Here is a 12,635-nt window from a genome sequence, read left to right as displayed (position 1 = left end):
GTTAAATTATTTTTATTTGAACCTACCGGGATGAATTATGAATTTGCAAAATAATATTCATTTAAAGAATTTCCGATACCAAAAACTTCAGATCTGATTTGCGTTAAATAATCATGTAACTGCTCTTCGCCCATAGTATTTACCGAACTATAGGTAATCATGCTTTTTAATCTCCCTATTTTAAAGGATAGATTATTATAATGTTCGATATTATTTTCGCTTTTTAAACGGCCGAAATACCGTTCGATATTGTTCATAGAATACAGTGCCGAACGTGGGAAATCATTATTTAACATTACCAATTCGATAATATTTTTCGCATCAAATCCTTGTCGATAGGTTTTTAAGTACAGTTCATAGCCGCCTAAAGATAGGAGCAGGTGTTTCCAATAAGCAATATCGGTTAACAAATCTGGATTGGTGGTTATCGAACTAAATTTGATATCCAAAATATCAATTGATTGAATACTTCTTTCGAGATGCTTTCCGATTTTCATAAAACTTCTGCTTTCTCCACGCTCCATAGCACTATCGGCTGTGCCGTGATATAACATTACTTGTTTAATCAGGATATCCAAAGCGGTTATAGGGTCGTCTTTTTGTACATACCACAACAACTTTTCATCTTTTACGGTGTGGTAATATTCATTTAAGCATTGCCATAAATCTTTTGGAATATGCTCTTGCACACTTCTTGCATTCTCTCTGGCAAGTGTAATAATATTTAAAATCGAATTTGGATTTTCTCTATTTAATAAAAGGTATTCTATAACAGCACGACTATCATGCTGAATGTTTAACAATTCATTTTCATCATCAGACGAAAAAATTCTAATTACAGGTTTCCATGTGAATTCCTGTATGGTATCTTGAGATGAAGCGTAATTTATTTTTAACATGCGCAACATACCGTCGCTGCGCTCCACGTATCTGCTTAACCAATATAAGCTTGAAGCTACTCTACTTAACATATTTGTATTCTAAGAAGTTAAAACCCATGTATCTTTACTGCCGCCGCCTTGCGAACTATTTACCACCAGCGAGCCTTCTTTCAAAGCAACTCTTGTCAACCCACCTGGTACAATCGAAATACCATCTGGTCCGTTGAGTGCAAAAGGCCTTAAATCTATCCGTCTTGGAGATAGTTTTCCATTGATAAAACAAGGCGCAGAAGACAAGCTAATTGTTGGCTGTGCTATAAAGTTTCTTGGATCTTTTAAAATTTCGAGTTTATATTCTTCTGTTTCTTGTTCGCTAGCTGCATGTCCCATCAACATCCCGTAACCGCCGCTTCCATTGGTTTTTTTAATAACCATTTTATTGATGTTCTCGAAAACATATTCCAGTTCATCGCGATTGCTTAATTGGTAGGTGGGTACATTTTTTAAAATGGGTTCTTCATTCAGGTAATATTTAATCATATCTGGAACGTAGGTATAAACGGCTTTATCATCAGCAACACCATTCCCAACGGCATTTACGATTGCAACGTTACCTTTTCGATAAGCGCCCATTAAGCCAGCTACGCCTAGAACACTATTCGGATTAAATACCAAAGGATCCAAATAATCATCATCAACGCGGCGATAAATCACATCGATTTGCTGTAAACCGATGGTTGTTTTCATAAATACCTTCTGGTTTTTTACAACCAAGTCACGCCCTTCTACCAATTCTACACCCATCAACCTGGCAAGTGTGGTATGTTCATAATATGCAGAATTGTACATTCCCGGACTAAGCATCACAATCGTAGGGTTAGAAACTGCCCTTGGCGAAAGTGCCATTAGGTTTTTGTATAAAATTGCCGGGTATTCTGTAACGCTTCTAACACCACATTGTGGAATAAGATCAGGAAAAAGCCTTTTGGTAATTTCTCTATTCTCGAGCATGTAACTTACTCCTGATGGCGTACGGAGGTTATCTTCTAGCACGTAAAAAGTTCCGTCATGGTCGCGGATTAAATCGATGCCAGCAATGTGTATGTAAATATCATGCAATACATTTACATTATGCATCTCACGCAAAAAATGCGGACAAGAATAAATTACGTTCGTTGGAACAATCTTGTCCTTCAAAATAAATTGATTGCTGTAAACATCTTTTAAAAAAAGGTTTAAAGCTTTTAAGCGTTGTTTAATTCCTTTTTCAATAAACGACCATTCACTAGAAGTAATGATACGTGGGATGATGTCAAAAGGAAAAATTTTCTCTATTCCTTCGCCGCTATCATAAACCGTAAAGGTAATTCCCTGGCTCATGAATAATTTTTTAGCCAGTTCTTCCTTTTTGTTCAGATTGTCAAGAGATTCTTTAGAGAAATTATTAATGAAATTTGAATAGTGATTTCGATAGTTATCACTATTCAGGAACATTTCATCGTAAGTGTTGGGGTGATTTAAGTAATTTTTTATAAAATATTCTATCATATAACTTAAATATTTGCTTAAAGTATGATTTTGAAAGTATAATTACCAAGTTTTTTATAAAAAAATTAATTTTAATAAATTAATTGGCTATTTTTTTAATTTATTTTTACTGATTTATAGGTAATTACATATTAATTAAAAAATAAATTAAAAATTTGAATAAAATTATTTGAAATGTTAGAGATCTTCGTATATTTGTAATGCTCGTTAATTATTATTATATATTTGGTTTAAAAAAAGCGCTGGTAACGGCGCTTTTTTTATAAAAACGTTCAAAACAGGATATTCATAATCAACATAAACCAAACAACCTAAACTAAATTAAGCTTCTTTGTAAAAAGAAGCTTTTTTTGTTTTTTAAGTTTGAGATACGATTGGGTATAAAGATTAATAATTCAACTTAAGGTTTAATAATTTGTCTGACGTTTTTTATCCAATTTATAATCTACCTGATTATATTTCACCTTAAAATAGTTTTGCAACAGAAAAAGCTACCTTAAATTTAATTAAGATAGCTTTTCTAAAATTTTTATTTCGTTGCTTATTGTTCCGAATAGGTAATTTTATTAACATGTTTGTCAATTTCCCATCTTCCTGTACCTTCTTCACCAATAACTTCAAATAACTCTAAAGCACGGCGAGCTTTATATTCTTCTTCACGTTGTTCTTTCAAGAACCAGTTCAAAAATTCCATCGTAACAAAATCTTGTTCGTTTTGGCATTTTGCATAAATGTTTTTAAAGCTTTGGGTAATGGCAATTTCAGCTTCCAAGGCATCTTCAAAAACTTCTCTAAAGCCTGCAAAATCTGTTTTAATTCCATTCACCTCTGGTGAGATGGCATTTCCACCCATATCTAAAACGTATTTGAACAATTTTAACTGGTGCATTCTTTCTTCTTCAGATTGTTTTGCGAAGTAATCTGCCGAAAAATCAAATCCATTCTGGTCGCACCAAGACGACATTGATAAATATAGTGATGAAGAGTGTGCCTCTTTTTTTATTTGCTGATTTAAAAGTGTTTCAATATCCTGTGATATTAAACATTTAATACGCATTAAGTCTTTCATAATTTTACTTGCTTAACTAATAGTACAAATGTAACATCTTAATAAGCATATTGTGTGCAATATTTGCTATATGAAATTAGTCTAAATTGTTGTAAAGAAGATGTAAGATATAAGATGGATGATGGGAAATGGATGATGGCGTAGGGTAGATGGAAAATAGAAGAAGTAAGTACTCAGTTGATTGCTAATTTTTTCCTATTCCATTAACCAATATCGCTAAACAACCAATCTATGTAAGCAATCGCTAATTAAATGATTGAGCTTGAACATAGTAAAAGTACCTTGTAATAATTCCTTTAAGGCAACAATTTCGCAAGCGTTCAACAAATAAATATGTTCGCAGCCATTAAAAGTTACGAGTTCAAAATCAGCTTTATGGGTATTTAATAGAAGTGCATCAATATCAATATCTTCAACTACTTTTTTTAATTTGCGAAGTGATAGACAATTGTAACGAGCAAACTTACCACCGAAATCAACAAAAAAGCAGTTTAACTTATCAGATTGATAAATAGAACCTTGTTTAGTTGAGAATACGTTAATCAGTTCGTTAATATTGATACAAGCTTTTTCCATCTGATGCAAAAATTGCTATTATTTAGATTAAATACAAATAAAAATGGAAATAAATTCTTGATATTACATCGTAAAGATTTAAGCCGCGATATGATAAATCATGTGATGATAACTTCCACCAATAAATTGTTTTTCATCACTAATCTCGAAACCTTTGTTTTGATAAAGCTTCAATGCTTTGTCATTATTGGTTTCAACCAGTAAACCTACTTTTGTATGTCCTAATTCTGCTGCCCAATTAATGCCGGCATCAATTAATTGTTTGCCGATGCCTTTACCTTGTGAGGTTGGGTTAACACTAATTGTGTCTAGATAAAATTCGCCAGCTTGCGTTTCGGGTTCTGGAATAAAATTTTCTAAACCACAATGAAGGGAAAGGTAAGTTAAAAAATTAGTCCTGAGTTCTATCAACTTTGCACCGTTATAAGCGTTTATGGAACCTAGTACTTCATCGTTTTCATTAGTATAAACTAATGTATTTTCAAAACTATACTGGTTATTGGCTTCTTTAAAGAAATGTTCAAATAATTTTATTGTAGCACCATGATTATTCGTATTGCTGAATTTGTAAGCTAGCTCGCCCATTGCCCGAATAATTAGCGGGGCAACAGCTTTTGCATCGCTAATTTTTGCTTTGCGAATCATTATTAAATATCGCTTAAATTAAAAGTTTCTGCTACACGGATTCCTTTCTCAGTTCTTTGCAGGGTACAACATTCATGAATTGGATCGTGCTCCAGATACAGAATGTAATTATGGTCTACTGCTTCTTCCAAAAAAGCTTGTTTTTCGGTTAGTGTTTGCAACGGAAACATGTCATAAGCCATTACATAGGGAAGGGGCAGGTGACCAACCGATGGAAGTAAATCAGCCATGTAAACAATGGTTTTACCTTTGTAATTTATTTTAGGAAGCATCATGGCATCGGTATGTCCATAAGCAAAGCCAATGTTAATTCCTTTTCTCCATTCAATATTTTCTTGCTCTGAAATGAATTTTAATTGTCCGCTTTGCTGAATCGGCAAAATGTTTTCTTTTAAAAAAGACGCCTTTTCTCTGGCATTCGGTTCAACAGCCCATTGCCAATGTTTTTCATTGCTCCAATAAGTTGCGTTTTTAAATGCTGGAATAAGCTTTTCTCCATCACGAATTACTGCGCCGCCAACATGGTCGAAATGCAGATGGGTTAGAAATACATCGGTAATATCTGCTGTACTAAAACCTAAATTTGCTAAGGATTTATCAATCGAATCATCGCCATGCAAATAATAGTGGCTAAAAAACTTTTCATCTTGCTTATTTCCAATTCCTGTATCTATTAAGGTAAGGCTATTACTATCTTCGATTAAAAGGCATCGCATAGCCCAAGTACAAAGGTTATTAGCATCAGCGGGGTTTGTTTTTTGCCATATTGCTTTTGGCACAACGCCAAACATTGCGCCGCCATCAAGTTTAAATAAGCCAGTATTAATGGTGTGGAGTTTCATTTAGGGTTTAGGGTTTAGGGTTTAGGGTTTATTAGAAAAATAGCCTATAAAAATACAAAACCCTTTAGAACAAACTAAAGGGTTTTGATTTATTATGATTTTATTTATGGAAAATAAACTTAACGATTAAATTGATTAAAATTATAGACTTGCAGTATTTCTGCATTCTTCAGCCTTAAACCTTCAGCCTTCAACCATAAACCTTCCTTACAAATGTATCACTTCTCCGTAAGCATCAGCGGCAGCTTCCATAATGGCTTCGCTCATGGTTGGGTGCGGGTGAACAGATTTTATCATCTCATGACCTGTTGTTTCTAATTTACGAGCAACAACAATTTCGGCAATCATTTCAGTAACATTAGTACCAATCATGTGGGCGCCTAATAATTCTCCATATTTAGCATCAAAAATAAGTTTTACGAAACCATCTTTTGCGCCTGCAGCACTTGCTTTACCCGATGCAGAAAATGGAAACTTACCAATTTTCAACTCGTAACCAGCTGCTTTTGCTGCTTTTTCTGTATAACCAACTGATGCTATTTCTGGTGTGCAATACGTGCATCCAGGGATATTGTTATAATCTAATGGCTCAACATGCTGACCAGCAATTTTCTCTACACAAATAATTCCTTCAGCTGATGCAACGTGAGCTAAAGCTTGTCCGCCAACTGCATCACCAATAGCATAATAACCTTTTACCGATGTATTATAGAATTCATCCGTAACAATTTTTCCTTTTTCTGTTTTAATACCAGTTTCTTCTAAACCAATGTTTTCGATGTTGGCAACAATACCAGCTGCAGATAGAACGATATCCGCTTCGATAGTTTGCATACCAGAAGCCGTTTTTACCGATACTTTACAGCCGGAACCGCTCGTGTCAACAGCTTCAACAGAAGCAGAAGTCATTACATCGATACCAACTTTTTTAAGGCTACGTAATAATTGTTTAGAAACATCTTCATCTTCAACAGGTACTATGTTTTCCATAAATTCTACGATAGTTACTTTCGTACCCATTGTAGCATAAAAATAGGCAAACTCAACACCAATCGCACCAGAACCAACAACAACCATGCTTTTAGGTTGCTCAGGTAAAACCATTGCCTGGCGATAACCAATAATTTTCTTACCGTCTTGCTTCAGGTTTGGCAATTCTCTCGAACGTGCTCCGGTTGCTATAATAATATTTTTAGCTGTTAATTCTTGTTGAGAACCATCAGCACCATTAACCTCTAATTTGTTTCCTGGCTTAACCTTACCAGTACCCATAATTACGTCAATTTTATTTTTTTTCATTAAAAATTGAACGCCTTTACTCATACCATCGGCTACACCGCGGCTTCGTTTTACTACTGCTGCAAAATCTGCTGTGGCACCAGATGTTGTAATTCCATAATCAGCAGCGTGATTAATATATTCAAAAACCTGTGCACTTTTTAAAAGTGCTTTAGTTGGGATACATCCCCAGTTTAAACAAATTCCACCTAATGATTCACGCTCAACAATAGCAACTTTTAGTCCTAATTGAGAAGCTCTGATTGCAGCTACATAACCACCTGGGCCGCTGCCTAAAACAATAACGTCGTAATTCATCTGTTTTTATAGTTTATTTTTTACTTGTAGATATAAACTTCTGCAACTTATTAACAATTTAAGTAGTTAATTATAGAAGGTTTTCTCTACACTAAAGAGATTTGTATTGTAAATGTTTTGTATTTCAAGTAATCTTTGGTTAAAGAGGTCTTCGCTGAATGCAAATTAATCCCGCATCTATATAAATATCTGCATTACGTTATTGGTGATTTAATCTTGCACACCAATCGTCAAAACTAAAAAAAAAATGTTAATTGATTGGGTGATTATTTAGATACAGAAATAAATTATCCAGAATTTACAATTAAAGCATATAAAGCTTAAATATTTTATCGTAAACCATTTATTTATATCATTTATAAGTTTTTGAGATGCGTGTTTGCTAATAATTTACAACTGATTAGGTTAATTGTTAATATGCTCATAGTGAACGCCTAAATAATTGATGTTAATTGTTGAAAAGTATTGATAGAATTAATAATTATTTAACATTGGATGTTAAAATGTGTTAAAAATTAATAAGTACATTTGCGGCATAAAATCTTCCCCGATTTATTATTCAAAAAAAACAAATTTAAAAATCAAAGTATGAAGAAATCTTTACTTTTAAGATTAATGCTTGTTATTGTGGCTTTTGTAGCGATTACCTTTAGTGTTAATGCACAGGTAACTACATCATCTATGACAGGAACCATTAAGGATGACAAAGGCACTTTGCCTGGCGCAAGCATTAAAGCTACGCACACGCCCACAGGTACTGTTTATACGGTATCAACTAATAACGATGGTCGTTTTACAATTGGTGGTATGCGTGTTGGCGGACCATACACAGTTGAAGTTAGTTTTGTAGGTTACAAGGCTGATAAGCAAACTGAAATTTACTTAAAATTAGGTGAGCCGTATTTATTAAATTTAACTTTATCAGATAATAGTTCAACTTTATCTGAGGTGAAAGTTGTTGGTCAGGGTAACAATACAATCCTGAATTCTAGCAGAAATGGTACATCAACTGTTATAAGTAAAGCTCAAATTCAGAGCTTGCCTACTATTACTCGTAGCGTAAATGATTTAACGCGTTTAACTCCTCAAGCAAACGGCACTTCAATTGGAGGTGGTAATTATCGTTCGAATAACTTTACTGTAGATGGAGCTAACTTTAACAATCAATTTGGTATTGGTCAGAATATCCCAGCGGGTGGTTCTCCAATATCTATAGATGCATTAGAGCAGATCTCAATTAATGTAACTCCATTCGATGTTCGCCAAACTGGTTTTACAGGTGGTTCTGTTACTGCAGTAACTCGTTCAGGTACAAATAGTTTTCAAGGAAATGCATTTTACACAATGCGTGGCGATGACCAACAAGGTAAAAGAATTGGTGAATCATATAGAATTCCAACTCTTCAGAAATTAGATGAGAAAAACTATGGTTTCAGTTTAGGAGGTCCAATTATTAAAGATAAATTATTCTTTTTTGTAAATTACGAAAAGAAGCATACTATAGCTCCAGGAACAACGAAAATTGCTTCTACACCTGGCTTAGCATTTGGTGCACCAGGTACTCCATCATTTGTAGCAAAACCAACTGCAGACTTTTTAAATACTGTATCTTCATATTTAGATGCTAAATATGGTTATAAAACAGGTCCATATCAGGGCTATTCAAATATTAGTGATAACGAAAAAATGTTTGCCAGGTTAGATTGGAACATTTCTAAAAATCATCGCTTCAGTGTTCGTTATAACCAGGTAGAAAGTCAGTCTCCTTCATCTTTAAGTACATCTACTACAGGTTCAGGTGTTACTTTTGGGGCTACAAATAACAGAGGATCGGTAAATGCTTTATCTTTCTTTAATTCAAATTATTATCAAGCAGCTAACTTATATTCAGGTGTTGCGGAATTAACTTCATCATTTGGAAGCAAAGTTACGAATGTTGCACGTGCAACATATTCTCACCAAAATGACCCTAGAACTTCTGATAGTTCTCCTTTTCCTTTAGTAGATATATTAGATGGAGCGAATGTTGCTACAACATTTGGTTATGAGCCATTTACTTATGGAAATTTAAGAGATGTTAAAGGCTATACATACAGTGACGATTTAAGTTTGGCGCTTGGTAAACATAATATAACATTAGGTTTACAAGCAGAATTTAGTACAACTAAAAATGGCTTTCAACGTTTCGGAACTGGTTACTACGTTTTTAACTCATGGAATGATTTTGTAAATAATGCAAAGCCTTCAAATTATGCGGTTACTTATCCTTTGACAGCTGATGGTTCTCAAGCTTATCCAAGCTTTAAGTTCAATCAATACTCTGCTTATTTACAAGATGAATTTACTGTTACAGATCGTTTAAAATTAACTGCTGGTTTGCGTGTTGAGCAAGCAAGTTACCCTGATGTTACTGAAGTTAGAACACATCCATTAGTAGCTGGTTTAAATTTTGCAGGTCAAAAAGTTGATACTGGTTTATTGCCTGAAAATAGAATATCATATTCTCCACGTTTTGGTTTTAACTGGAATGTATTTGGCGACCGCTCTTTCCAAGTAAGAGGTGGTACTGGTATTTTTACAGGTCGTATTCCATTCGTTTGGATTGTTTCTCAATCGGGTGATGCAGGCTTACTTCAATATACACAAACCTATTCTGGTCAAGCAAATACACCATTTTTTAATCCTAGTATTGCACCCAATTTACTTTCAGCAGCGCCAGCCGCAGGAACGTCGATTCCAAGTAGCATTAGTGTAATGTCTCCAAATCTTAAATTTCCCCAAACTTGGAAATCTAGCTTAGCATTTGATATTAAGTTACCTTGGGGTGTAGTTGGTACATTAGAAGGTATTTATGGAAGAGATTTGAATGTTGCAGTTGCTCAAAATATTAATTTAGTTAATCCAACTAACTTAGCGATAAGTGGTTATGGAGATACAAGACCAATGTTTCCTTCAGCAGGTTTAGCTCCGACAACTTCAGGAGGTGCATTTGCTAGACAAAATGTTTCTTTAACTGCAGCGGGCCAAGTTGCGACTACTGCAGCTGCAACAAGTTCATCTGGCTTCAATGTTATTAGAATGACGAATGCCAAAGGTGGTTATAATTGGCAAGCTACTGCTCAATTAACAAAGCAATTTCAAGGTGGACTTTCTGCCATGGTAGCTTACACCAGATCAGATCAACGTAACTATGGTGATGGTGGTGGTGACCAATTATTAAACTTATGGTCTATTCCTCAAACTTCGAGTAATCCAAATACGCCGACTTTAAGTTATTCTAGTAACTTAAATCCAGATCGTTTCATTGCTAATATTTCTTACAGAAAATCATATTTTGGAAATTTAGCTACTTCATTCTCTTTATTCTATGAAGGTAGCCAACAAGGTCGTTTCTCTTATACTTATAGTTCTGACTTTAATAGAGATGGTCAATCTGGGAATGACTTAATTTACATACCAAGAGATGCTTCTGAAATAACATTCGTTGCGATCCCTGCAGGAACTAATGGTTACGGAAGAGCTTATACAGCGCAGGAACAAAGCGATGCATTTGAAGCTTATATATCACAAGACAAATATTTAAGTAAACACAGAGGTGAGTATGCTGAACGTAATGCAGGTACGTCTCCTTGGAGGAATCAATTTGACTTCAGATTAACCCAGGAAGTCTTCAAAGATTTTGGTAAAACTAAAAATTCTTTCCAGTTTACTGTTGATATATTTAACGTAGGTAATTTGTTAAACCGTAAGTGGGGAAATGTAAATTTTGTTAATCAAAGTGCAATTTTAGTTCCTCAGAACGTTGCAGCAATTAACAATACAACCAGACCAACATTTAGAATGGGTGCGACAAGTAATGATTTAACTAGAAGTACTTTTGGAACTTCTCAAACAATAGCTTCAACCTACTACATGCAGTTTGGTGTTCGTTATAATTTTAACTAAGATTTAAAATTTAATATAGTTGAAAGTCCCGATGAAAATCGGGACTTTTTTTTATAAATAAAATTATTGCGTGTTACTTAAATCTGTAAAAGATTACATTAATAGATACAAAAAAGCCGTGCAGACTTCGAAATCTGCACGGCTTTAGTATTTTCGGTCTAACTAATTATAAACAAACCTTCCTTTTTCGCTATTTATTGTCACTTGCTTTTTGTCGCCTTTTTCTACACGGCCAATTATTTGAGCATCCACATTAAAGCTTTTAGCAATTTCAATAATATTAGCGGCTATTTCTTCAGGTACGTAAAGTTCCATGCGGTGGCCCATATTAAACACTTTGTACATTTCTTTCCAATCAGTGCCAGATTCTTCCTGAATCAATTTAAATAGGGGTGGAACTGTAAATAGATTATCTTTAATTACGTGGATATCATCATTTACAAAATGCAATACTTTAGTTTGAGCGCCGCCACTACAATGCACAATACCATCAATTTGATTTCGGTAATGTTTTAAGATTTTTTTTATTATTGGAGCATAAGTTCGGGTAGGAGATAGCACAAGTTTGCCAACGGTTATTTTTCCAAAACCATCGATTTCGACTTCATCGGTTAATTTTTTATTTCCAGAAAAAACCAAATCATAAGGCACAGCAGCATCGAAACTTTCTGGATAAGTGTTAGCTATTGTTTTATTAAATACATCATGACGGGCAGAGGTTAATCCGTTAGAACCCATTCCACCATTATATTCCGTTTCGTAAGTAGCTTGACCGTATGAAGCCAGTCCTACAACCACATTCCCAGGTTTGATATTGTCGTTGCTAATTACGTCATCACGTTTCATGCGGCAAGTTACCGTAGAATCTACAATAATGGTTCTAACTAAATCGCCAACATCTGCAGTTTCGCCTCCTGTTGAGTATATAGAGATGCCCTGTTCGCGTAAATCAGCAAGAATTTCTTCTGTTCCATTAATCACGGCAGCAATAACTTCGCCTGGGATTAAATTTTTATTTCTACCTATTGTTGAAGAAAGCAATATATTATCAGTTGCACCAACGCAGATTAAATCGTCGAGGTTCATGATAATAGCATCTTGCGCAATGCCTTTCCAAACAGAGATATCGTTGGTTTCTTTCCAATATACATAAGCCAAGGATGATTTGGTACCTGCACCATCGGCATGCATAATGTTGCAATAATCATCTTCTCCACCTAAAATATCTGGGATGATTTTACAAAATGCTTTCGGGAAAATTCCTTTGTCGATATTTTTGATGGCATTGTGCACATCTTCTTTTGAGGCCGAAACGCCACGTTGATTGTACCTGTTATCACTCATGTTGCCGCAAAGATAAATGAAAAAGTCCGGAGTCCGAAGACTGAAGTCAGATGTTTTAATTTCACCTGTAAAATAATAGAAATGGAAAATGAGGGATATAAGATGGGAGATGGGTGATGTAAGATGGGTGATGGGAATTGGAATCCAAAATTATGAAATGTAAGGGCATTCAAGTTTGAATGCTATAAT

Annotated in this window: 9 protein-coding genes; 1 reads left to right on the top strand and 8 read right to left on the bottom strand. The window is 34.6% G+C overall.

Going from position 1 to position 12,635, the window contains the following annotated elements:
* Positions 1-35 precede the first annotated feature (35 nt).
* From D7004_RS09830 to lpdA, 7 genes are all read right to left on the bottom strand, one after another.
* Positions 36-971 (bottom strand): alpha-E domain-containing protein, encoded by a 936-nt coding sequence (locus tag D7004_RS09830; RefSeq protein WP_123205694.1) that lies wholly within the window; start codon positions 969-971, stop codon positions 36-38.
* Between the two features lie 9 nt (positions 972-980).
* A complete protein-coding gene (locus D7004_RS09825) occupies positions 981-2,429 on the bottom strand; it encodes a circularly permuted type 2 ATP-grasp protein (protein ID WP_123205693.1) in 1,449 nt (482 codons plus the stop codon).
* 541 nt (positions 2,430-2,970) lie between these two features.
* Complete coding sequence (locus D7004_RS09820) at positions 2,971-3,498, bottom strand: ferritin (RefSeq protein ID WP_123205692.1); 528 nt, start codon at positions 3,496-3,498, stop codon at positions 2,971-2,973.
* 216 nt (positions 3,499-3,714) lie between these two features.
* The gene (locus D7004_RS09815; RefSeq protein ID WP_123205691.1) at positions 3,715-4,074 is read right to left on the bottom strand and encodes a hypothetical protein; all 360 of its coding nucleotides are present in this window, start codon (positions 4,072-4,074) and stop codon (positions 3,715-3,717) included.
* Positions 4,075-4,152: 78 nt separating this feature from the next.
* Positions 4,153-4,719, bottom strand: a complete 567-nt coding sequence (locus tag D7004_RS09810; RefSeq protein ID WP_123205690.1) for a GNAT family N-acetyltransferase — start codon at positions 4,717-4,719, stop codon at positions 4,153-4,155.
* A gap of 2 nt (positions 4,720-4,721) precedes the next feature.
* On the bottom strand, positions 4,722-5,561 hold the full coding sequence (locus D7004_RS09805) for an MBL fold metallo-hydrolase (RefSeq protein ID WP_123205689.1): 840 nt from the start codon (positions 5,559-5,561) through the stop codon (positions 4,722-4,724).
* A 207-nt stretch (positions 5,562-5,768) separates the two neighbouring features.
* Positions 5,769-7,157: a dihydrolipoyl dehydrogenase gene (lpdA, locus tag D7004_RS09800; protein ID WP_123205688.1), complete on the bottom strand. Its 1,389-nt coding sequence runs from the start codon at positions 7,155-7,157 to the stop codon at positions 5,769-5,771.
* A gap of 588 nt (positions 7,158-7,745) precedes the next feature.
* Between lpdA and D7004_RS09795 the strand changes: the two genes are divergently transcribed.
* Positions 7,746-11,102 carry a TonB-dependent receptor gene (locus D7004_RS09795; RefSeq protein WP_123205687.1) on the top strand — a complete coding sequence of 1,119 codons (3,357 nt, stop codon included), beginning with the start codon at positions 7,746-7,748 and terminating at the stop codon, positions 11,100-11,102.
* Between the two features lie 162 nt (positions 11,103-11,264).
* Here D7004_RS09795 and D7004_RS09790 read toward each other — a convergent pair whose 3' ends face one another.
* Positions 11,265-12,446, bottom strand: a complete 1,182-nt coding sequence (locus tag D7004_RS09790; protein ID WP_123205686.1) for an AIR synthase related protein — start codon at positions 12,444-12,446, stop codon at positions 11,265-11,267.
* Positions 12,447-12,635: the final 189 nt, after the last annotated feature.

Origin of the sequence: Pedobacter jejuensis (assembly GCF_003725795.1) — a bacterium.
Classification (GTDB): Bacteria; Bacteroidota; Bacteroidia; order Sphingobacteriales; family Sphingobacteriaceae; genus Pedobacter; species Pedobacter jejuensis.
This window is presented reverse-complemented; position numbering and strand designations above follow the sequence as displayed.